22 protein-coding genes, 2 rRNA genes and 1 riboswitch are annotated in these 22587 nt (G+C 58.7%); of the genes, 17 read left to right on the top strand and 7 right to left on the bottom strand.

Annotated elements, in window-relative coordinates; genetic code table 11:
• From C7I36_RS07925 to C7I36_RS07915, 3 genes are all read left to right on the top strand, one after another.
• Positions 1-241 (top strand): 23S ribosomal RNA (locus C7I36_RS07925); the annotation flags it as partial.
• A gap of 86 nt (positions 242-327) precedes the next feature.
• Positions 328-442, top strand: a 5S ribosomal RNA gene (gene rrf, locus C7I36_RS07920).
• A 225-nt stretch (positions 443-667) separates the two neighbouring features.
• Entirely contained in the window at positions 668-2047 is a 1380-nt protein-coding gene (locus C7I36_RS07915) for a PhoH family protein (protein ID WP_106453179.1), read from the top strand.
• On the opposite strand, the gene thiQ is transcribed toward C7I36_RS07915, so the two are convergent.
• The 3 genes from thiQ to thiB are packed head-to-tail and all read right to left on the bottom strand — an operon-like array spanning position 2044 to position 5307.
• Positions 2044-2739, bottom strand: coding sequence for a thiamine ABC transporter ATP-binding protein (gene thiQ / locus C7I36_RS07910; protein ID WP_106453178.1), 696 nt, complete (start codon positions 2737-2739; stop codon positions 2044-2046). The two genes, C7I36_RS07915 and thiQ, sit on opposite strands and share 4 nt — an antisense overlap.
• Positions 2723-4324 carry a thiamine/thiamine pyrophosphate ABC transporter permease gene (gene thiP / locus C7I36_RS07905; RefSeq protein WP_245880070.1) on the bottom strand — a complete coding sequence of 534 codons (1602 nt, stop codon included), beginning with the start codon at positions 4322-4324 and terminating at the stop codon, positions 2723-2725. Before thiP ends, thiQ begins: the two co-directional genes overlap by 17 nt.
• Complete coding sequence (gene thiB / locus C7I36_RS07900) at positions 4324-5307, bottom strand: thiamine ABC transporter substrate binding subunit (protein ID WP_106453176.1); 984 nt, start codon at positions 5305-5307, stop codon at positions 4324-4326. The genes thiP and thiB overlap by 1 nt, the downstream gene beginning before the upstream one ends.
• Before the next feature lie 32 nt (positions 5308-5339).
• Positions 5340-5430: riboswitch (TPP riboswitch) on the bottom strand.
• Positions 5431-5487: 57 nt separating this feature from the next.
• Here thiB and C7I36_RS07895 point away from each other — a divergent pair.
• Positions 5488-5778: a PilZ domain-containing protein gene (locus C7I36_RS07895; protein WP_106453175.1), complete on the top strand. Its 291-nt coding sequence runs from the start codon at positions 5488-5490 to the stop codon at positions 5776-5778.
• Between the two features lie 99 nt (positions 5779-5877).
• On the opposite strand, the gene leuD is transcribed toward C7I36_RS07895, so the two are convergent.
• The 4 genes from leuD to leuA are packed head-to-tail and all read right to left on the bottom strand — an operon-like array spanning position 5878 to position 10553.
• Positions 5878-6477 carry a 3-isopropylmalate dehydratase small subunit gene (gene leuD, locus C7I36_RS07890; RefSeq protein ID WP_106453174.1) on the bottom strand — a complete coding sequence of 200 codons (600 nt, stop codon included), beginning with the start codon at positions 6475-6477 and terminating at the stop codon, positions 5878-5880.
• 10 nt (positions 6478-6487) lie between these two features.
• A complete protein-coding gene (gene leuC / locus C7I36_RS07885) occupies positions 6488-7885 on the bottom strand; it encodes a 3-isopropylmalate dehydratase large subunit (RefSeq protein ID WP_106453173.1) in 1398 nt (465 codons plus the stop codon).
• Positions 7885-8985 carry a 3-isopropylmalate dehydrogenase gene (gene leuB / locus C7I36_RS07880; RefSeq protein ID WP_106453172.1) on the bottom strand — a complete coding sequence of 367 codons (1101 nt, stop codon included), beginning with the start codon at positions 8983-8985 and terminating at the stop codon, positions 7885-7887. Before leuB ends, leuC begins: the two co-directional genes overlap by 1 nt.
• Before the next feature lie 2 nt (positions 8986-8987).
• Positions 8988-10553: a 2-isopropylmalate synthase gene (leuA, locus tag C7I36_RS07875; protein WP_106453171.1), complete on the bottom strand. Its 1566-nt coding sequence runs from the start codon at positions 10551-10553 to the stop codon at positions 8988-8990.
• A 719-nt stretch (positions 10554-11272) separates the two neighbouring features.
• On the opposite strand from leuA, the gene C7I36_RS07870 reads away from it, so the two are divergent.
• The 13 genes from C7I36_RS07870 (at position 11273) to C7I36_RS07810 (ending at position 22586) form a co-directional block, all read left to right on the top strand.
• Positions 11273-12991 (top strand): acetolactate synthase 3 large subunit, encoded by a 1719-nt coding sequence (locus C7I36_RS07870; RefSeq protein ID WP_106453170.1) that lies wholly within the window; start codon positions 11273-11275, stop codon positions 12989-12991.
• Entirely contained in the window at positions 12991-13485 is a 495-nt protein-coding gene (ilvN, locus tag C7I36_RS07865) for an acetolactate synthase small subunit (RefSeq protein WP_106453169.1), read from the top strand. Before C7I36_RS07870 ends, ilvN begins: the two co-directional genes overlap by 1 nt.
• A 135-nt stretch (positions 13486-13620) precedes the next feature.
• On the top strand, positions 13621-14340 hold the full coding sequence (locus C7I36_RS07860) for a helix-turn-helix transcriptional regulator (RefSeq protein WP_106453168.1): 720 nt from the start codon (positions 13621-13623) through the stop codon (positions 14338-14340).
• Between the two features lie 12 nt (positions 14341-14352).
• Entirely contained in the window at positions 14353-14736 is a 384-nt protein-coding gene (locus C7I36_RS07855) for a RidA family protein (protein WP_106453167.1), read from the top strand.
• Between the two features lie 48 nt (positions 14737-14784).
• Complete coding sequence (tusD, locus tag C7I36_RS07850) at positions 14785-15186, top strand: sulfurtransferase complex subunit TusD (protein WP_106453166.1); 402 nt, start codon at positions 14785-14787, stop codon at positions 15184-15186.
• Positions 15186-15542, top strand: coding sequence for a sulfurtransferase complex subunit TusC (gene tusC, locus C7I36_RS07845; protein ID WP_106453165.1), 357 nt, complete (start codon positions 15186-15188; stop codon positions 15540-15542). Before tusD ends, tusC begins: the two co-directional genes overlap by 1 nt.
• 8 nt (positions 15543-15550) lie before the next feature.
• Positions 15551-15838 carry a sulfurtransferase complex subunit TusB gene (tusB, locus tag C7I36_RS07840; RefSeq protein WP_106453164.1) on the top strand — a complete coding sequence of 96 codons (288 nt, stop codon included), beginning with the start codon at positions 15551-15553 and terminating at the stop codon, positions 15836-15838.
• 130 nt (positions 15839-15968) lie between these two features.
• Positions 15969-16343: a 30S ribosomal protein S12 gene (gene rpsL, locus C7I36_RS07835; protein WP_106453163.1), complete on the top strand. Its 375-nt coding sequence runs from the start codon at positions 15969-15971 to the stop codon at positions 16341-16343.
• A gap of 84 nt (positions 16344-16427) precedes the next feature.
• On the top strand, positions 16428-16898 hold the full coding sequence (gene rpsG, locus C7I36_RS07830; protein ID WP_106453162.1) for a 30S ribosomal protein S7: 471 nt from the start codon (positions 16428-16430) through the stop codon (positions 16896-16898).
• A 75-nt stretch (positions 16899-16973) separates the two neighbouring features.
• The gene (gene fusA / locus C7I36_RS07825; RefSeq protein WP_106453161.1) at positions 16974-19073 is read left to right on the top strand and encodes an elongation factor G; all 2100 of its coding nucleotides are present in this window, start codon (positions 16974-16976) and stop codon (positions 19071-19073) included.
• Between the two features lie 64 nt (positions 19074-19137).
• Positions 19138-20322: an elongation factor Tu gene (tuf, locus tag C7I36_RS07820; protein WP_106453160.1), complete on the top strand. Its 1185-nt coding sequence runs from the start codon at positions 19138-19140 to the stop codon at positions 20320-20322.
• A 129-nt stretch (positions 20323-20451) separates the two neighbouring features.
• The gene (locus C7I36_RS07815; protein ID WP_106453159.1) at positions 20452-20871 is read left to right on the top strand and encodes a protein tyrosine phosphatase family protein; all 420 of its coding nucleotides are present in this window, start codon (positions 20452-20454) and stop codon (positions 20869-20871) included.
• A 5-nt stretch (positions 20872-20876) separates the two neighbouring features.
• Positions 20877-22586 (top strand): SulP family inorganic anion transporter, encoded by a 1710-nt coding sequence (locus tag C7I36_RS07810; protein ID WP_106453158.1) that lies wholly within the window; start codon positions 20877-20879, stop codon positions 22584-22586.
• Position 22587 lies beyond the last annotated feature (1 nt).

Below are 22587 nucleotides of genomic sequence, written 5' to 3'. Positions count from 1 at the left end.
GACCGGAGTGAACGAACCGCTGGTGTTCGGGTTGTCATGCCAATGGCACTGCCCGGTAGCTAAGTTCGGAATCGATAACCGCTGAAAGCATCTAAGCGGGAAGCGAGCCCCGAGATGAGTCATCCCTAGGTTCTTGAAACCTCTGAAGGGCCGTTTGAGACTAAGACGTAGATAGGCAGGGTGTGGACGCGTTGTGAGACGTGAAGCTAACCTGTACTAATGCCCCGTGCGGCTTAACCATACAACACCCAAGAAGTGTGAGAGACTTGTAGTCTCGAGAACAAAACATATTCATCGAAACCGCTTTTTCCGAATTCAAGTTTAATGCCTGGCGGCAATAGCGTTGTGGAACCACCTGACTCCATGCCGAACTCAGCAGTGAAACGCAACCGCGCCGATGATAGTGTGGCAGCTGCCATGTGAAAGTAGGTCACTGCCAGGCACCCATTAGGAAACCCCGATACGAGAGTGTCGGGGTTTTTTACGTTGGTTTATCTCACAATTGGTCGTAACTGGCTGATTTATCGCCAACTGAACTCTTGCTTCCATTCCCGTGCTTGCCGACAGAAGAAAAAAGGCATAGCGTTAAATCGTAATAAAGCTGTCATGACCCAATGTCTAACTGAGGGCATGACCATGACAAGGGCCTGGCCCGGGGAGCATGCCTATGGACGGCAACGACCGCAAACGCTTTATTCTTGATACCAACGTTCTCCTACATGAACCCCTTTCTATTTATTCCTTCAAGGAACATGACGTTGTCATCCCCATGACGGTGCTTGAAGAGCTGGATCGCATCAAGGATCGGCAAAAGGATGTCAGCCGGGACGCACGGGTAGCCATTCGTACTCTCGAGGATATTTTCCACGATGCCACACCAGAGCAAATCATTGCCGGCGTGCCGCTGGGGCTGAAAGACGATGAGGCTTCCGGCCGTATTGCCATCATTTCGGATCGACATCTGCCAGAAGGCTATGCGGTATTTACCGATGATGAAGCCGATAACCGTATCATCAATACGGCCCTTTACCTGCAAAAGCATCATGCCCAGGGCATGGCGGTACTGGTCACCAAGGACATCAACATGCGGCTCAAGGCCAAGGGGGCCGGTCTGCAGCATGTGGAAGACTATCGTTCCGATCAACTGGTGGATGATATTCGTCTGTTATCCAAAGGATTTTATCATGTAGAGGGCAGCTTTTGGGACAGAGTGGGGGAGTGTGAAAGTGAAACCCATGGCCGGGAAGTGATCCATACCATTGCCGAAGAAATATTACCTTCGGCACATATCAACCAGTATTTGATCGACGACACGGATGATTTTGCGGGACGAGTAGTCGCTAGGGGCAGCGAACGGGTGCGTTTTGTCGACTTGGGTCGTGAACGAATGATGGGCCGCAAGGCCTGGGGGATACATCCCAAGAACATCTATCAGGCTATGGCCCTGGATGCCTTGCTGGATCCGCATATGGATCTGGTGATCCTGACTGGTCCCGCGGGTTGCGGTAAAACCTTGCTGGCTATGGCATCGGCCCTGGAGATGACCATAGAAAAAGGGATCTACGACAGGGTGATCGTCACCCGCAATACCCCCGAGATCGCCGAGAGTATCGGCTTTCTACCCGGTACCGAGGAAGAAAAAATGGCGCCCTGGCTGGCCGCCATTACCGATACCCTGGAGGTGTTGCACAAGCAGGACGAATGTATGGACGGCTCGCTCAGCTACATCATGGGCAAGGCCAATATCCAGTTCAAATCGGTGAACTTCATGCGCGGGCGCAGCATCCAGAATACCTTCGTGCTGCTGGACGAATGCCAGAACCTGACCGCCTCCCAGCTCAAGACCATCATTACCCGCTGTGGAGAAGGCACCAAGCTGGTGTGCTCGGGCAACCTGGCGCAGATCGATTCCAATTACCTGACCCCGGTCACCTCCGGATTGACCTATATCGTAGAACGGTTCAAGGACTTTGAGGGCAGCGCCAATATCTATCTCAATGGCGTGGTGCGCAGTCGGCTGGCATCCTTTGCCGAGGAAAACCTTTAACGACCCAGATAATTCCGTAATGCGGAGGTGCGGGGGGCCGACAGCAGCTCCCTGTCGCCTTGCTCTATAATTTTGCCGTCGTAAACGAAAGCGATACGATCGGCAACCCTGGCCGCTTCGTCTGGGTGGTGGGTAACCAGCAGTACCGTCAGTCCGAGTTTATCGGTCTGCGTGCGTAACAGTTCAAGCAGCTCAAAGCGCAGCGCCGGATCCAGAGCGGAAAACGGTTCGTCCAGCAACAACACGGGCTGGCGTCGAGCCAGGCTGCGCGCCAGCCCTACCCGTTGTTGTTGTCCTCCCGACAGTTGACCCGGCTTGCGCTCGAGCAGGCCTGCGATACCAACCTGCTCGGCTACCCGGATAATCTCCTGTTGCTGTAATGTGCTCAGTTTCAATCCCGGATGGAGGCCGATGGCAATATTCTGGTAAACGGTCATGTGCCAGAACAGGTTGTTGTCCTGAAATAACGTGGTGATTGGCCGTCGGGCCGGTTCGAGAGAGCGGAGCGATTGGCCATCCAGCAGCAGTTGACCACTGCTTGTGCCGGTAAAGCCACCAATCATGGCCAGCATGGTCGATTTGCCGGCCCCACTGGGACCAATCAGTGCGGTGATGGTGCCCGGAGCCGCGCGCAGCGAAAAACAAAGCTGTTGCTCCGGGTAGCTTGCGCTCAGTTCATTCAGTTCCAGCATGTTTCCCCCCGAGCACCCGCTCTATCATCAGGAACAACCCCAGGCTCAGCAGCAGCAGTACCAGGGCGGTGGCTGCGGCATCCATCATCTGATAACTGCCCAATTGCTGATAAAGCAGCCAGGGAAGCGTTTGCAGATGCTGGCTGCCAAACAGGGCGATGGCACTCAAGTCACCGAGCGACAACATCATGGCCAATGCCATGGTCAATCCCAGAGGCTGGCGAAGCAGCGGCCATTCCACCCGTCGCAGCCGGTTCAGCCCATGGATGTCGAGCCCTTGACATAACCGGTCGTAACGGCGGGCGACGTGTTCCATGGGTAATTGCAGGGTACGCAGGCCATAAGGCATGGCCATCAGAGCGTTGACCAATACTACCAACAGCGGCGCCAGGATAAAGACGTCAGTGACCGTTCGCAACAGGATGAACAGGCCCGTAGAAAGCACCACAGCAGGCAATACCAGGATAACGGAGCCTGTAGCCTCGAGAATGGCGGCCTGGCCACGACGTTGCAGGCGCAGGCGCAGGTGACGACTGGATACGAGCAAGCCCAGGGTGAGTGCCACGGATAACAGGGCGGCGCTGGCCGCTATGACCAGGGAACTCCATAGGGCGTGCCACAGCAGGGGAGAACCCAGACTGGCCCACAGTCGTGGATTGAGTCCGGCTGTTACTATTGCCAGCAGGGGAGGCAGGAACACACAAAGGCACAGAGCCAGTGTGGCAACATCGGTACAGCGTGTGGACCAGGTATGGCGATCCGGGCGAAAACCCTGGCTCTGCCGGTGAACCTGCCGGTCGGACGGTTGGCTCAGGCGGTACTGGAGCAGCAGGAAGGCACCGCAGAACAGTAACTGCAGCAGGGCCAGACTGCCTGCCAAGGGAAGATCAAAATCGAAGCGCAGGGCCTGGTAGATTGCGACTTCCAGAGTGGTCGATTTGGGGCCGCCGCCCAAGGCCATGACGGTGGCGAAGCTGGTAAAGCAGAGCATGAAGATCATGCTGGCCAGTCCGGGCAAGGCATGGCGTACCGCCGGCCAGACCAGCCAGCGGAACAGCTGTCGGCTATTAAATCCCAACTGGCCCGCCAGCCGCCATTGACTGGCGGGGATGGCTTCTATTTGCTGCAGCAGAACGCGGGCGGCCAGGGGCATGTTGAAGAACACATGAGCCAGCAGTATGCCGGTCAGACCGTAAAGATAGCCGACGGGCTCCATGCCGAGCCATCCGAGTAACTGATTGACCCAGCCCTGACGACCATGAACGGCGACAATGCCGAATACCACCAGGATCACCGGTAATACCAGTGACAGCCCAAAAAGGCGTAACAGTAGTCCACGGCCGGGGAAATGTCGGCGTGACAGGGCCTGGGCCAGGGGAATGGCCAGCAGCAGGCTGAGCAAGGTGGACAGGCTGGCCTGATAAAAGCTGAACCAGATGACGTGGCGCAGATAGGGATCTGAGAGCACTTTCCCCAGGGACATCTGGCCGCCTTGCAACAGCAGGGCCCCTATGGGCCCGGCGGTGAGCAGTAATATTCCGAGCAGGCTGAGGCTGCCCGGCAGCCACCAGTAGCGGTTTGGCATCAGCGGGTCACGGCAGCCAGCCATTGTCGCAGCCAACCCTGGCGCTGGCTGGAAACCTGCTCGGGATCGAAGGACAGGGCCCGGGCCGGCTGAACCAACTGTTTAAAGCCTTCGGGCAGCTCGGCTTCGATAACTGGATACATCCAGTTGCCGGTAGGAATATGCTGCTGGAAGCCGGGGCTCACCATGAACTGCAGGAAGCGCTCGGCCAGTTCTGGCTGTCGGCTGGTATTGAGCCGGGCGGCGACTTCAACCTGTAGGTAATGGCCTTCCTCGAAGCCGGCGGCACGATATTGGGTATTCTGCTCCGCCTCGATATGGTAGGCGGGAGAAGTGGTGTAGGACAACACCAGATCCGCCTCGCCCTTGAGAAACATGCCATAGGACTCACTCCAGCCCTTGGTGACGGAGATGGTCCGTTTGGCCAGGTTCTGCCAGACGTCGGGGGCCTGGTCGCCATAGAGTTTTTGCACCCACAGCATCAGGCCCTGCCCAGGTGTACTGGTGCGCGGATCCTGATACAGCAGGGTCAGTTCAGGACGTTGCAACAGCTCGGCAAAGCTGGCCGGGGGATTGGCTAGGCGTTTGGTGTCGTAGATAAAGGCGAAGTAGCCGTAGTCGAAGGGCAGAAAGACGGAGTCGTTCCAGCCGCCGGGCACCTTGAGCCCCGCGGGGGGGTGACCGTGCTCGGCCAGCAGGCCGGTGTCTTTAGCGGCCTGTAACAGGTTGGTATCCAGCCCCAGCACCAGGTCGGCTTTGGTGTTGGCGCCTTCGAGGCGCAGTCGGTTGAGAATGGAAACGCCGTCGTCCAGTGCCACCCACTCGAGATTACAGTCACATTCTGCTTCAAAAGCCTGCTCTATGGCTGGGCCGGGGCCCCAATCGGAGGCGAATGAGCTATAGGTATAGATGGTCAATGTTGGCGTTTGCGCCGTAACCGGGCTGCTGACGAGCAACGATAAGACAAGCAAGGTTTTTTTCACCGGGCCACTCCTTGGTGGAAAGCTGCATATCGGGGGCCGAGTGCTCAAATCCCTCCGCCGGCATGACCCGGATCAGGTGTACGAGTATGATCTCAGCGGCTGACCGCACCCCGTTTGAGAAGAGCCGCTATTGTAGGGTGATTTGTTTGGCTAAACCAGTTCCAGGAAGGAAGAAGGCATATGATTCCCGCTCATGATGAACAGAGGCTGTACAGCCGTATGCAACTGGATGCCAGGGTAATACTGGCTACCACCAAGGAAAAGGTAGAAGGTATCTGTCGCAATCTCAGTGCTGAAGGTCTGCTGATGGAGGTCGCCACCGGCCAATGCCAGTTGGGCCAACAATGGCGGCTGGTGCTGCCTTCGGCCGATGCCGGGGTCGCCCCCCTGACTGCCACCGCCAGCGTGATCCGGGTCGAGCCCGGTGACGGGGTTGATTTGGTGGCTCTGGCGCTGAGTGAGGTCCACTAGCCTGGGATGGCATGGATGTGTTCAACCATGTCAGACGCCGAAGCAGCGGGGGCTGCAATTGGATAAAACAACGCCGGCTCGTGCCGGCGTTATCGGGGATTACAACCAGCCCGGCTGACTGGCTTCATAAGCATCGATCTGATCCGCGTGCTGCAGGGTCAGGCCAATGTTGTCGAGGCCGTTGAGCAGGCAGTAGCGGCGGAACTCGTCGATTTCAAACGGGAAGGCCAGTTCACCGGCGCGCACCTGCTGGGCTTCCAGATCCACGGTGATCTCGGCGCCCCGGCTGGCAGCCACGTACTGGAACAGGCTTTCAACCTGGTCGTCGGTGAGGCGCACCGGCACCATGCCGTTGTTGATGGCGTTGCCGTAGAAGATGTCGGCAAAGCTCGGGGCAATGACGGCCTTCAGACCAAAGTCGGCCAGGGCCCAGGGCGCGTGTTCGCGGCTGGAGCCACAACCGAAGTTTTCCCGGGCCAGCAGGATTACCGCCTTATCGTAAGGGGCCTGGTTGAGCACGAACTCGGGGTTTGGCTGCTCGCCGGCGTCATCCAGAAAGCGCCAGTCGTGAAACAGGTGCTTGCCAAAGCCGGACCGGGTCACCTTTTGCAGGAACTGCTTGGGAATGATCTGGTCGGTGTCTACGTTGGCCGCATCCAGGGGGGCGGCGATACCGGTTAATTGCTTGAATCCGCTCATGTTATTCCCCTTACAGTTCCCGAATGTCGACAAAGTGACCGAACACGGCGGCGGCGGCGGCCATGGCCGGACTCACCAGGTGGGTACGGCCACCCCGGCCCTGACGGCCTTCAAAGTTGCGGTTGCTGGTGGCGGCACAACGCTCGCCGGGCTGCAGCCGGTCGTTGTTCATGGCCAGGCACATGGAGCAACCGGGCAGGCGCCATTCAAAACCGGCTTCGATGAAGATCTTGTCCAGCCCTTCCGCTTCGGCCTGGGCCTTCACCTGCTGGGAGCCGGGGACCACCAGGGCCTGGACCCCGGCGGCCACCTTGCGGCCCTGAGCGATGGCGGCGGCGGCGCGCAAGTCTTCAATGCGGCTGTTGGTACAGGAGCCGATGAACACCTTGTCGATGTTCACGTCGGTGAGCTTGCCCCCGGCGGGAATGTCCATGTACTGCAGGGCCTTGACGGCGGACTGACGCTCCACGGCGTCATCAAAATCTTCCGGCGAAGGAATGGTGCCGTTCACCGGCATTACCTGGCCCGGGTTGGTGCCCCAGGTCACCTGGGGTGCAATGTCGGCCCCGTTGAGTTCCACCACGGCGTCGAACTGGGCGCCGTCGTCGGACTTGAGGGTGCTCCAGTAGGCCACGGCCTGCTCCCACTGCTCGCCTTCCGGCGCGAAGGGACGACCCTTGAGGTAGTCAAAGGTGGTCTGATCCGGGGCGACCAGGCCCGCCTTGGCGCCCAGCTCGATGGCCATGTTGCAGATGGTCATGCGCGCTTCCATCGACAGGGACTCGATGGCGCTGCCGCAGAATTCCACCACATAACCGGTGCCGCCGGCATGGCCGACCTTGCCGATGATGGCCAGCACCACGTCCTTGGCGCTGATGCCCGGGTTGAGCTCGCCGTTGACCTGGATCTTCATGGTCTTGGCCCGGCCCTGTTTCAGGGTCTGGGTGGCCATGACGTGTTCTACTTCGGACGTACCGATACCGAAGGCCAGGGCACCAAAGGCACCGTGGGTGGCGGTATGGGAGTCGCCACAGACGATGGTGGTGCCGGGCAGGGTCAGGCCCAGCTCGGGGCCGATCACGTGGACGATGCCCTGGTACTTGTGGTGCAGGTCATACAGCGGCACGCCGAATTCTTCACAGTTCTTGGCCAGGGTTTCCATCTGGATGCGGGCCATTTCACCGGAAGCCGCGATGTCGTTGGTCTCGGTGGACACGTTGTGGTCCATGGTCGCCCAGGTGCGGTCGGGGCGGCGCAGCTTGCGGCCCTTTTCGCGCAGACCGTCAAAGGCCTGGGGCGAGGTCACTTCGTGCACCAGGTGGCGGTCGATATACAGCAGCGGGGTTTCGCCGGCTTCATTGCGCACCAGGTGGGCGTCAAAGACTTTCTGATAAAGGGTCTTGGCCATTAGTTTGCTCTCCGAATGCGGGATACGATCTGCTCACCCATTTGACTGGTGGACTGCATCGGATGTTCGGCGTGGTCGCTGTACAGATCGCCGGTGAAGTAGCCGGCGGCCAGGGTTTCGGCCACGGCGCGCTCAATGGCCTGGGCGGCGTCTTCCTGCTTGAAGCTGTAGCGCAGCATCAGGGCGGCAGACAAAATCTGGGCGATGGGATTGGCAATGCCTTTGCCGGCGATGTCCGGCGCCGAGCCACCGGCGGGCTCGTACAGGCCAAAGCCCTGGTCGTTCAGGCTGACGGAGGGCAGCAGGCCCATGGAACCGGTGATCATCGCCATTTCGTCGGAGATGATGTCGCCGAACAGGTTGGAGCACAGCAGCACGTCGAACTGGGACGGATCCTTGATGAGCTGCATGGTGGCGTTGTCGATGTAGATGTGGTTCAGGGTCACGTCCGGGTAATCCTTGGCGATTTCGGTCACCACTTCCCGCCACAGAATGGAGGCCTGCAGTACGTTGGCCTTGTCGACGGAGGTGACCAGGCCGCGCCGGCCCTGGGCCGCTTCAAACGCCAGCCGGGCGATGCGCTCGATTTCATAGCGGTGATACACCTCGGTGTCGAACGCTTTCTCTTCGGGGCCGGCGCCTTCCCGGCCCTTGGGCTGGCCGAAGTAGATGCCGCCGGTCAGCTCGCGCATGCAGACGATATCAAAGCCGCGGGCACTGATGTCGGCGCGCAGCGGCGAGAAGCCTTCCAGGCCCTGGTAGATCTTGGCCGGGCGCATGTTGCAGAACAGCTTGAAATGACCGCGCAGGGGCAGCAGGGCACCCCGCTCGGGCTGTTCATTGGGGGGCAGGTTTTCCCACTTTGGGCCACCCACAGAGCCGAACAGTACGGCATCGGCGGCTTCACAGCCGGCCAGGGTGGCGGCCGGCAGCGGAGTGCCGTGGTTGTCGATGGCGATGCCACCCACGTCAAAGTGGCTGTATTCCAGCTGCAGACCGAACTCGGCCTGCACCTTGTCCAGCACGCGAATGGCTTCGGCCATGACTTCGGGGCCAATGCCGTCACCGGGCAATACCGCAACCTTGTAGCTTGCGCTCATGTTCACACTGTCTCCATACGTATTTTTTTCTGAATTTCTTCTTTCTTTTCCGCGACCTGCTCGGCCCGGTAAATGCAGTTAATCACGTGAATCAAGGCCTGGGCAGACGACTCGACGATGTCGGTGGCCAGGCCCATGCCGTGGAACTTGCGGCCCTTGTATTCGGCCACGATGTCCACCTGACCCAGGGCGTCTTTGCCTTCGCCCTTGCTCTTGAGCTCGTACTTGTCGATGCGAATGTCATAGCCGGTGACGCGATTGATGCACTGGTAAACGGCATCCACAGGGCCGTTGCCCACGGCGGCTTCATTGACGATGTCGCCACCCACTTCCATGCGCACGCTGGCGGTGGACATGACGTTGCTGCCGGACTGCACACTCAGGTACTTGAGCTTGTACTGCTCGGGCTCCTCGTGGATCTGGCTGAAGAACACCAGGGCTTCCAGATCGTAATCGAATACCTGGCCCTTGCGGTCGGCCAGCGCCAGGAAGCTGGTGTAGAGGGTGTCGAGATCGTAGTCCTGCTCGGTGTAGCCCATCTCGCTCATGCGGTGCTTGATCACATGGCGACCGGAGCGGGAGGTCAGGTTGAGCTGGTTCTTGGGCAGGCCGATGCTCTCGGGGGTGATGATCTCGTAGGTGTTCTTGTTCTTGAGCACGCCGTCCTGATGAATACCGGAGGAGTGGGAGAAGGCGTTGGCGCCGACGATGGCCTTGTTGGGCTGTACCGGCATGTTGCACAGGTTACGTACCAGCTGGCTGGTGCGGTAGATTTCCTGGCTCTTGATATTGGTGTGCACGCCCAGCAGTTCGCCTCGGGTCTTCATCACCATGGCCACTTCTTCCAGCGAGCAGTTGCCGGCCCGCTCGCCGATACCGTTGATGGTACATTCGATCTGGCGTGCGCCCTGCTGCACGGCGGCGATGGAGTTGGCCACAGACATGCCGAGATCGTCGTGGCAGTGCACGGAAATCACCGCCTCATGAATGTTGGGCACCCGCTCGAACAGGGTCTTGATGATGCCGCCGAACTCGCTGGGCACGGTGTAGCCCACGGTGTCGGGAATGTTCACGGTGCGGGCACCGGCCTTGATCACGGCTTCCACCATGCGGCACAGGTTGTCGATGGGGGTACGGCCAGCGTCCTCGCAGGAAAATTCCACGTCGTCGGTGTAACCCCGGGCGTGCTTGACCGCCGCCACGCTCATTTCCACCACCGAGTCGAAGTCCTTGCGCAGCTTGCTCTGCACATGAATGTCGGAGGTGGAGATAAAAGTGTGAATACGGAACTGGTCCGCCACCCGCAGCGCCTCGCCGGCGGCGTCAATATCGGCCTTGAGCGCCCGGGACAGGGCACAGACCCGGCTGTTTTTGATATGGCGGGCAATGGTCTGCACCGACTCGAAGTCGCCGGGAGAGGAGATGGGGAAGCCGACTTCCATCACGTCCACCCCGAGCCGTTCGAGGGCCAGGGCGATCTGCAGTTTTTCCTTGACGGTCAGGCTGGCGGAAAGCGCCTGCTCGCCGTCCCTCAGGGTGGTATCAAATATAATGACTTGGCTCGACATGTCGCTTCCCCTCTGTTGATCCTTGCCGCCCGCGACAGATATAAAAAACCCGTGCGGATGGCACGGGTTTTTTACTTTTGAATATGTGGATGATGAATTCCAGCTACGCCTGACCCGTGCGCTTGTGCACATCTAGAGTTAGTAGTAGTAGCTGAGTACGCTTTTGCATATCACTCATCACCGAAAAGAATCCGTTAACAACGCTATACAGATAACGATTAACGACGTCGCTGTCAACTTTGTTATGGCAGTGCACACCGGAAAAACGATAGTAGTGAGAAGGTTGAAGTCGTCAGTATTGGTTTTTTATTTTGATTTTAAGTGATATTTAAGTGATTTGTTTTTTAATTTTGTATTTTTATCTTGCTGTTGTGTTGTTGTCGATGTAAGTGGCATTTCCGCCTGTTTGCCGAAGACTTGGGCACTGGCGCCAGTCGGCATTCCGGATTGGCGCTGTTGCGCCCGGGAGAGCTGTGACAGGCTGTTTCGAGCGGAGCCAATGGATTTGCCAAAGCCCGTAGACAACGGATTTAAAGCAGGTTAAGGTGATTTTTCATCCCTTTTCTGCTTATTTACAGCCTCGCTGGCAGAAGTGTTTGTTTTATAAAGATAAAAAGCTGTCCGCTTTGTCACCTTTGGCGATCCTGTCCGGATCTTTCCGCCAAGACCGGCAGAGAGAGGGTGGCAAGGTGAACGGAGCAGAGCCTGGAGGGCTTATCATGGAGATGTTATCAGGCGCGGAAATGGTAGTACGAGCGCTGGAAGATCAGGGTGTCGAACACTTGTTTGGCTACCCCGGTGGCTCGGTACTGGATATTTATGACGCCTTGTTTGAAAACAGTAAAATAGAACATGTGCTGGTGCGTCATGAACAGGCTGCCGTGCACATGGCCGACGGTTATTCCCGGGCCACCGGCAAGGTGGGCACCGTGCTGGTCACCTCGGGTCCCGGGGCCACCAACTGCATTACCGGTATTGCCACCGCCTACATGGATTCCATCCCCATGGTCGTGTTGTCCGGCCAGGTACCGACCCACTATATCGGCGACGATGCGTTCCAGGAAACCGACATGATCGGTATTTCCCGGCCCATCGTAAAGCACAGCTTCCTGTGCAAGAAGGCTTCCGACATCCCGCTGGCTATCAAAAAAGCCTATTACATTGCCGCCTCCGGCCGGCCCGGCCCTGTGGTGGTGGACTTGCCCAAGGACATCCAGAATCCGAAGGAAAAACATCCCTACGTTTACCCGTCGTCGGTGGAAATGCGTTCCTACAATCCCACCGGCATTGGTCACAAGGGGCAAATCAAAAAGGCGATGAAGGCCCTGGCCGAAGCCAAGCGGCCGGTGATGTACGTGGGCGGTGGCGCCGTCACCGCCGAAGCCAGTGCCCTGGTGGTGCAACTGGCCGAGCTGTTCAATCTGCCGGTGACTAATACCCTGATGGGCCTGGGCAGCATGCCCGGTACCCATAAGCAGTTTATCGGCATGCTGGGTATGCATGGTACTTTTGAAGCCAACAAGACCATGCACAACTCGGATTTGATCCTGGCCATTGGTGCCCGCTTCGACGACCGGGTCACCAATAATGTGGCCAAGTTCTGCCCCCATGCCACTGTTGTGCATGTGGACGTGGATCCGACCTCCATTTCCAAGACTATCAAGGCGCATATTCCGATTGTGGGCTCGGCGGATACCGTGCTGGCTCAGATGCTCGAAGCCATCCGCGAGCTGGGGCTCAAGCCGGACGTTCAGGCCATGGAAGACTGGTGGGCGCAGATTGAACAATGGCGTTCCCGCCAGTGCCTGCGCTACGAGAAAAGCGACAAGTACATCAAACCCCAGCAGGTTATCGAGTCGGTTTACCGTATCACCAAGGGGCAGGCCATCGTCAGCTCCGATGTGGGTCAACACCAGATGTTTGCCGCCCTCTACTACCCCTATGACAAACCGCGCCAGTGGATTAACTCCGGTGGCCTCGGGACCATGGGCTTTGGCCTGCCTGCCGCCATGGGGGCCAAGCTGGGTTGCCCCGACGCTGTTTCAGTGTGCGTGACCGGCGACGGTTCCATCCAGATGAATATCCAGGAACTCTCCACCTGCATGCAGTACAACATTCCGGTGAAGATTATTTCCATGAACAACCAGGCACTGGGTATGGTGAAGCAATGGCAGAAGATGTTCTACGAAGGACGCCAAAGCCATTCCTACATGGATTCCTTGCCCGACTTTGTCAAGCTGGCGGAGGCCTATGGCCATGTGGGCATCAAGGTCACCGACCCGGCCGAGCTGGACGCGGCCCTGGAGAGGTGCTTCTCCCTGACCGACAAGCTGGTGTTTATGGATATTCAGATCGATCCGGAAGAGCATGTTTATCCCATGCAAATCAAGACCGGAGCCATGGATGAAATGTGGTTAAGCAAAACGGAGAGAACCTGATGCGGCGTATTATTTCCCTGTTGCTGGAGAACGAATCCGGTGCCCTGAGCCGGGTGGTCGGTCTTTTCTCCCAGCGGGCCTACAACATCGAAACCCTGACCGTGGCGCCCACCGAGGATCCCACCCTGTCGCGCATGACTATAGTCACCACCGGCGACGAACGGGTCATCGAGCAGATCACCAAGCAGCTCAACAAGCTGGTCGACGTGCTCAAGGTGAGTGACCTGACCGACGGCGATCATATCGAGCGGGAAATCGTGCTGGTCAAGGTGCGGGCTGATGGCGCCAACCGGGATGAAGTCAAGCGTACCGCCGATATCTTCCGGGGCCAGATTGTGGACGTGACGCCGCATCTCTACACGGTACAGCTGGTGGGTACCAGCGATAAGCTGGACGCCTTTATCCGCAACATGAGTGAAACCACCGAGGTGGTTGAGGTCGTCCGCAGCGGGGTCTGTGGGGTATCCCGCGGCGAAAAATCGCTGCGCGCCTGAGTTTCCAAGCCGCCGTGAGGCGGCTTTTTCATATGGGCGTTACCGTAGCCGGTGGCGGCCTGCCTTTCAAAAAAAGTTGACATCTGACATCATCGATTGAAAATCGGGTCTGAATGTCCGGTTAGGGAGCGCGAAATGCCAGCGGAAAGTGGGACGGCCAGACCCATCAACAACATTGTTGCCAAGCGAAGGTTCAGCCAGCAGGATCGGCAGTTGCTCGCCTCCTATGCGGGCCTGGTCGACGGCCTGGCTGCGATGTTTGGCCGCCACTGCGAAATCGTCCTGCACTCCCTAGAGGATCCCGAGCGTTCCGTTATCCATATTGCCAATGGCAGTCACAGTGGTCGTGGACCGGGTTCTCCCTTGTCCGAGCAGGCATTGCGGTGGCTGCCGGAGCTTGAACGGCAGCAACTGAACCACAGCCCGGCCGGCTTTGTGCAAAGTCGGCTCGGGGCACCGGTCAAGTCGTCGACCCTGGCTATCCGCAATGGCGAGGGGGAATTGATCGGGTTGTTATGCCTCAACCTGCATTTGTCCGCACCTTTGCACGAATTTATGGCCGACTTCATGCCCCAGGTGGCAGAGCCGCCGGAAATGTCGCCGGAGAATTTCAGCAACAACGTCGAGGAACTGGTGACCCTGACGGTAGAAAGGACCATCGAGGCGATCAATGCGGATCCCGACGTGGCCAATAACGCCAAGAACAAACAGATTGTCACCACACTGTACGAAAAGGGTATTTTCGACATCAAGGACGCCATCGCCATGGTGTCCAGCAAGCTCAATATTTCCAAGCACACCGTCTATCTTTACATCCGACAAAAAAAACGCGATGAAGATGAATCCATCGCCTAACCAGGAGTTACCATGACTAAAACTGTAATCGCCACCGACAATGCTCCCGCCGCCATCGGCCCCTATGTTCAGGCTACCCGTATCGGCAATATGGTGTACACCTCTGGCCAGATCCCGCTGGATCCGACCACCATGGATATCGTAGAGGGCGGCATTGAGGCCCAGACCAAGCAGGTGATGGATAACCTGATGGCGGTACTGGAAGAGGCTGGCGCCAATGCCGGCACCGTGCTGAAAACCACCTGCTTCCTGTCCGACATGAACAATTTCCTGGCCTTCAACGAAGTCTATGCCAGCTATTTCCTGGCCGGTGCCCCAGCCCGCTCTTGTGTGGAAGTGGCCCGCCTGCCCAAGGACGTACTGGTTGAAGTTGAAGCCGTGGCCTACGTCGAGTAAGCCTGTATGGGGCGGCCGATGCCGCCCCCTTATTGCCCGGAATCCGCGATGACGTTTCATCCCCTGCGTTTTGCCCTGCTGGTGACAGGTCCCTGCTACGGGACCCAGTCTGCCGCCGATGCCTATCGTTTTGCCTTGGCTCTGCTTGGCAGAGGACATCAGGTGGACAGTATTTTTTTCTACCGGGAAGGCGTCTACAACGGCAACCTGCTGCAGCAGCCGGCTGGCGACGAAGACGATTTGCGCCACGCCTGGGTTGAGCTGGCAGAGCGTCATGGGTTGGTGCTAGACCTGTGCGTTGCGGCTGCCTTGCGCCGCGGCCTGAGCGATGAATTCTCGTCCCGGCAGGCTGGCCTGAGCCAGTGGAACGTGACGGCGCCGTTCCGGCTCAGCGGCTTGGGTGAGCTGGCGCGGGCGGCCCTGTGTGCCGACCGGGTGGTGCAGTTCTGATGAACCGGGTCGCCATTATATTTCGCACCGCTCCCCATGGTTCGGCCAGTGGCCGGGAAGGGCTGGATGCCGTATTGGCCATGTCTGCCCTGAGCGAGGACATAGGGGTATTTTTCCTGGGTGACGGTGTTTGCCAGTTATTGGCGGGGCAGGATCCTGCCGCCGTGCTGGGCCGCCACTACGCGCCCACGTTCGGACTGCTCGAGCTGTACGACGTGGAGGCTATCTATGTTTGCGCCGAGTCACTGGAGCAGCGCGGCCTTGAAGGTGCAGCCCGGGTCATTGACGCCGAAGTGCTGGCGTTGCCCGAACTGCAGCAACGGCTGGCCGGCTATCCGGTACGGTTGACGTTTTGAGGAACAGCATGCTGCATACGGTCAAGGATTCTCCCCTGAACCACCATACCCTTGCCCAGGCGCTGCATTACATGCAGCCTGGCGATCGGCTATTGTTATGGCAGGATGCGGTTATCGCCCTGTCGGCGCCGGTCTGGCGGGTGCAACTGGAACCGTTGGCTGCGAACGGCGCGCTTTATGTGATGCAGGAAGATCTGCAGGCCCGCGGGCTGGTGGCGGATTTTGGCCAGCCGCTGGCCATGGCGGAGCTGGTCGAACTCATCGCCGAACTGGGTAGTCCCCAGGCCTGGTCCTGATCCCGCTAAAACCCGAGCCTTGAATTGTATAAATCTTGACTCAACCACGGGGCAAGCATAGAATTTTGCGTCCCCGCTTTTGGGGATGGATTTTCACAACTGTAGAACGACATTTTTTCAGGAGCTGTTAATGGCAACTATTAACCAGCTGGTACGCAAACCGCGCGAAAAGAACGTGGCCAAGAGCAACGTTCCGGCGCTGGAAGCCTGCCCGCAAAAGCGCGGCGTATGTACCCGCGTTTACACCACTACCCCCAAGAAGCCGAACTCCGCACTGCGTAAGGTATGCCGTGTTCGTCTGACCAATGGCTACGAAGTCAACTCCTACATCGGTGGTGAAGGCCACAACCTGCAGGAGCACTCCGTAGTGCTGATCCGCGGCGGTCGTGTTAAAGACCTTCCCGGTGTGCGTTACCACACCGTGCGCGGCGCGCTGGACACCTCCGGTGTTGCTGCCCGTCGTCAGGCCCGTTCCAAGTACGGCGCCAAGAAGCCCAAGGCTTAATGGTTCTCCGTTAAGTAAGGCCAAACATTTATATTTTTAACCTGTTTTGTTTTGGGTTATTCCTGAAGTTACGGAGAGTTTGCAATGCCAAGACGTCGCGTAATCGGCCAGCGTAAAATCCTGCCGGATCCCAAGTTTGGATCCGAACTGCTGGCAAAATTCGTAAACGTAGTCATGGTGGACGGTAAGAAGTCTACCTCTGAAAAGATTGTTTATGGTGCTTTGGACATCGTTGCCGCCAAGACCAGCAAAGAGCAGCTGGCCCTGTTCGAAGAAGCCCTGGACAATGTTCGTCCTACTGTTGAAGTGAAATCCCGCCGGGTGGGTGGTTCTACCTACCAGGTACCGGTTGAAGTGCGCCCCGTACGTCGCAATGCCCTGGCCATGCGCTGGCTGGTGGAAGCCGCCCGCAAGCGCGGTGAGAAGTCCATGGCCCAGCGCCTGGCTGGCGAGCTGCTGGATGCCGCTGAAAACAAAGGCTCTGCCGTCAAGAAGCGTGAAGACGTGCACCGCATGGCCGAAGCCAACAAGGCCTTCGCTCACTACCGCTGGTAATGAGAACGGGCGCGGCCGAGGCCGCGCCCCCTGTGGCTCACTAAGGACATTCGACCTTGGCAAGAGGATCTTATTGTGGCTCGTACAACCCCGATTGAGCGCTACCGTAATATCGGTATCAGTGCTCACATTGACGCCGGCAAGACCACCACCACCGAGCGCATCCTGTTTTATACCGGTGTAAACCATAAGATCGGCGAAACCCATGAGGGCGCCGCGACCATGGACTGGATGGAACAGGAGCAGGAGCGTGGTATCACCATTACCTCTGCAGCAACAACTTGTTTCTGGGACGGTATGGAACATCAGTTCCCTCAGCATCGCATCAATATTATTGATACTCCCGGACACGTGGACTTCACCATTGAAGTCGAACGTTCCATGCGGGTGCTCGACGGTGCTGTGATGGTGTACTGTGCCGTGGGTGGTGTTCAGCCCCAGTCCGAGACGGTATGGCGCCAGGCCAACAAGTATCACGTTCCACGTATCGCCTTCGTCAACAAGATGGACCGTACCGGAGCCAACTTCCTGCGGGTGGTCGAGCAGATCAAATCTCGCCTGAAGGGGGTGCCGGTGCCGGTGCAGCTGCCGATTGGCTCCGAAGAAAACTTCGTGGGCGTGGTCGATCTGGTCAAGATGAAAGCCATCGACTGGAACGACGAAGACAATGGCACCACCTTCGTCTATCACGATATTCCCGCAGAGATGCAGGAGCTGGCCGAGGAGTGGCACCAGAATCTGGTGGAAGCCGCGGCCGAAGCCAGCGAAGAACTGATGGACAAGTACCTCGAGGGTGGGGAACTGAGCGAGGAAGAGATCAAGTCGGGCCTGCGCAAGCGGGTGCTGGACAACGAAATCATCCTGGTAACCTGCGGCTCCGCGTTCAAGAACAAGGGTGTACAGGCCATGCTCGACGTGGTGGTGGAATACCTGCCGTCACCGGTGGAAGTCCCGGCCATTGCCGGTGTGAAGGATGACGGCGAAACGCCCGATACCCGTAGCGCCGACGATGCCGTGCCATTCGCCGCCCTTGCGTTCAAGATTGCCACCGATCCCTTTGTGGGCAACCTGACCTTTTTCCGTGTGTACTCCGGCGTAATCAACACCGGCGATACCGTGCTGAATTCGGTCAAGGGCAAACGCGAGCGCATTGGCCGTATCGTGCAGATGCATGCCAACAAACGGGACGAAATCAAGCAGGTGCGAGCCGGCGATATCGCCGCCGCCATCGGCCTGAAGGATGTGACCACGGGGGATACCCTGTGCGCCGTCGACGCTCCCATCATCCTGGAACGCATGGAGTTCCCCGAGCCGGTGATCTCTGTGGCCGTCGAGCCAAGAACCAAGGCTGATCAGGAAAAAATGGGCATGGCCCTGGGACGTCTGGCTCAGGAAGATCCCTCTTTCCGCGTGTGGACCGATGAAGAGTCCGGGCAGACCATTATCGCCGGTATGGGCGAACTGCACCTGGATATCATCGTCGACCGCATGAAGCGCGAGTTCAAGGTCGAAGCCAACGTGGGCAAGCCCCAGGTAGCCTACCGCGAAACCATCCGTGGCTCCGTGGAGCAGGAAGGCAAATTCGTGCGCCAGTCCGGTGGTCGCGGCCAGTTCGGCCATGTCTGGATCAAGATCGAACCCCAGGAACAGGGCGCTGGCTACAAGTTCGAGAATGCCGTTGTGGGTGGAGTGATTCCGAAGGAATTCATTCCTGCCGTCGACAAGGGTATTCAGGAACAAATGAGGCAGGGCGTTCTGGCCGGCTATCCGATCGAGGACATCAAGGTCACCCTCTTCGACGGTTCCTACCACGATGTTGACTCTTCTGAAATGGCCTTTAAGATCGCCGGCTCCATGGCGTTCAAGTCCGGTTTCATGAAGTGTAATCCGGCGCTGCTGGAGCCTCTGATGAAAGTCGAGGTCGAGACGCCGGAAGAGTACATGGGTGATGTGATCGGTGACGTCAACCGTCGCCGCGGCATCATCGAAGGCATGGACGACGGTCCTAGCGGAAAGATTGTCAACGCGCTGGTTCCGCTGTCTGAAATGTTCGGCTACGCTACCGACCTGCGTTCCCAGACCCAGGGTCGTGCTTCTTACTCCATGGAGTTTGCCAAGTACGCCGAAGTGCCTGCGAACATGGCAGAAGCGGTGATCGCCGCCCGTAAAGGTTAATTAATCTTTGTTTTAACTCCCCACCCGCTTTAGCGTGTGGGATCAAACTAGGAAGGACTAGGTCGTGTCTAAAGAAAAATTTGAACGTAAAAAAACGCACGTTAACGTTGGTACCATCGGCCACGTTGACCACGGTAAAACCACTCTGACCGCTGCCATCACCACTGTTCTGGCCAAGAAAATGGGTGGTACTGCCCGCGGTTACGATCAGATCGACAACGCTCCGGAAGAAAAAGCCCGTGGTATCACCATCGCCGCTTCTCACGTTGAATACGACACCGAAGCCCGTCACTACGCGCACGTTGACTGCCCCGGCCACGCCGACTACGTGAAAAACATGATCACCGGTGCGGCCCAGATGGACGGCGCCATCCTGGTGGTTGCTGCTACCGACGGCCCCATGCCGCAAACCCGCGAGCACATCCTGCTGGCCCGCCAGGTAGGCGTACCCTACATCATCGTGTTCATGAACAAGTGTGACATGGTGGATGACGAAGAGCTGCTCGAGCTGGTAGAAATGGAAGTGCGCGAGCTGCTGTCCGAGTACGACTTCCCGGGCGACGACACGCCGGTTATCCAGGGTTCCGCCCTGAAAGGCCTGGAAGGCGATGCCCAGTGGGAAGAGAAAATCCTGGAACTGGCCAACGCCCTGGACACCTACATTCCGGATCCCGAGCGTGCCATCGATGGCGCCTTCCTGCTGCCGATCGAAGACGTGTTCTCCATCCAGGGTCGTGGCACCGTGGTGACCGGCCGTGTTGAGCGCGGTATCGTCAAGGTGGGTGAAGAAGTTGAAATCGTCGGTATCAAGGACACCGTCAAGACCACCTGTACCGGCGTTGAAATGTTCCGCAAACTGCTGGACGAAGGCCGTGCCGGTGAGAACGTGGGCGTGCTGCTGCGTGGCACCAAGCGTGAAGACGTTGAGCGTGGTCAGGTTCTGGCCAAGCCGGGCTCCATCAAGCCGCACACCAAGTTCGAGTCCGAAGTGTACGTACTGTCCAAGGAAGAAGGTGGTCGTCACACCCCGTTCTTCAAGGGCTACCGTCCGCAGTTCTACTTCCGTACCACCGACGTGACCGGCACCATTGAACTGCCGGAAGGCGTTGAGATGGTGATGCCCGGTGACAACATCAAGATGGTAGTGAGCCTGATTGCTCCCATCGCGATGGAAGACGGCCTGCGCTTCGCCATCCGCGAAGGCGGCCGCACCGTTGGCGCCGGCGTTGTTGCCAAGATCATCGAGTAATCGGGATCTGGCAATCGCTAAAAAAGGAGGCTTCGGCCTCCTTTTTTCGTTTCAGGCTTGCATCCGTTTTTATTATTAGAATAATCTAATTTAACTGCCGGATATCCGGCCTCAGCTATAGAGGATGTTATGGACATCAGACAGGTTACTTCTTCCTTTGCGGTGGCGGATCAGGTTACCGAAGCCGATCTGGCGACACTGGCCGGGCGGGGCATCAGGACCCTTATTTGCAATCGCCCCGATGGCGAGGCTGATGGCCAGCCGTCAGCCGCTCAACTGGCGGCGGCGGCGAGGGAGCTGGGTATGGCCTGGGTATGGATTCCCATCAGCTCCGGTCAATTTACCGAGCCGGCGATAGATGCCTTCCGCGACGCGCTGCGGACACAGCCCGAGCCCGTGCTGGCCTTCTGCCGCAGTGGAACCCGCTCCATCACCCTTTGGGCGCTGTCCGCTGCACTGCCGGCCGGGCAGGTGTTGGGCCTGGCCTCCGCGGCCGGCTACGACCTGTCGGCGCTGGCGCCGCGACTTGCTTCCCGCCAGCAGGGGTAAGAAGGATGCGTTTGCCCCTGCAGGCCTGGAGTAGGGAGTACGACAGGACGATATTGGCCCAGGATCTGGCCGCTGCGGTCATTGTTACTCTGATGCTGATCCCCCAGTCGTTGGCCTATGCCCTGCTGGCCGGTCTGCCGCCCGAAGCCGGACTTTATGCCAGCATACTGCCGCTGGTGGCCTATGGTGTATTTGGCTCCAGCCGTACCTTGTCGGTTGGCCCGGTGGCGGTGCTGTCCTTGATGACCGCCTCCACCCTTGGCCAATTGCAGCTTGAAGGGGTGCATTATCTCAATGGTGCCCTGGCGCTTGCGTTGATGAGTGGGGGCTGGTTGTTACTGTTCGGCCTGCTGCGCTTGGGGTTTATTGCCCATTTCATCAGCCATCCGGTGATGTCGGGCTTTATCAGTGCCTCGGCGCTGCTGATAACGTTGAGCCAGCTGGGGCCGCTGCTGGGGCTGAGGCTGGAGGGGCATCCCCTGCTGGCGCTGCCGGAGGCGCTGCGCCAGTGGTCCGCTATCGGCCATGCCACCCTGGCTATCTCGGTGGTGAGCCTGCTGTGGCTGCTCTGGGCCCGCAAGGGGCTGCGTACCCTGCTGCTACGCCTGGGGCTTGGCGCCGGTTTGGCCGGCGCCCTGGTGCGCTTGTCTCCTGCCTTGCTGGTGGTGGCGGGAATCGGGATTTCTGAGTTATTCGGGCTGGCTGCCCTTGGTGTTGCCGTAGTGGGGGATGTGCCGGCTGGAATACCGGGCTGGAGCTGGCCCCGCTGGAGCGAGCTGCCCTGGCCGCAGCTGGTGCTGCCTTCTCTGCTGCTGGCCCTGGTCGGCTTTGTGGAGTCGGTGTCGGTGGGGCAGACCCTGGCTGCCAAGCGGCGCCAGCGCATCTCCGCCAATCAGGAGTTGATTGGACTTGGGGTGTCCAATCTGGCGGCCGGGTTGTCCGGCGGCATGCCTGTGACCGGTGGCTTCGCCCGTTCTGTGGTGAACTTCGACGCCGGGGCCCGTACACCGGCGGCGGGGATTTATACCGCCATCGGTATTACCCTGGCGGGGCTCTGGCTGGCTCCCTGGCTTGGCGCTCTGCCCAAGACCATGCTGGCGGCGACGATAGTGGTGGCGGTGCTGGGGCTGGTGGACTGGCGGCAGTTCTTTCATACCTGGCGCTATTCCCGCAGTGATTTTACCGCCCTTTGCCTGACCTTCCTGCTTACCCTGCTGGTCAATGTGGAAATCGGCCTGCTGACCGGCATAGTGGCTTCCTTGCTGTTGCACCTGTATCACAGCTACCGGCCCCACTGGGCGGAAGTGGGGCTACTTGAAGGAACCGAACATTTTCGTAACCGGTTGCGCCACCGAGTGACCTTGAGCCCCTCGCTGCTGTGCCTGCGGGTGGATGAAAGCCTGTATTTCGCCAATGCGGGGCAGTTGGAGGATATCGTCGCCACTCTGGTCAGCCTGCGGCCCGAGGTGCGCCATCTGGTGTTGCAGTGCAGTGCGGTGAACCGTATTGATGCTTCTGCCCTGGACAGCCTGTTGATGATCAACGAGCGGTTGAAACTGGCCGGCATCGGCTTCCACCTGGCCGAGGTGAAGGGCCCGGTGATGGACCGGCTGCAGCAGAGCCCCTTGCCGGAAAAACTCAACGGGCGGGTATTTCTGACCCTCTATCAGGCCTGGCTGCAGCTCAGCCCGGCCGAGCTCGACTATGTGATCTGAG

It is taken from the genome of Zobellella taiwanensis (genome assembly GCF_003012795.1).
In the GTDB taxonomy this organism is placed as follows: Bacteria; Pseudomonadota; Gammaproteobacteria; order Enterobacterales; family Aeromonadaceae; genus Oceanimonas; species Oceanimonas taiwanensis.
This window is presented reverse-complemented; position numbering and strand designations above follow the sequence as displayed.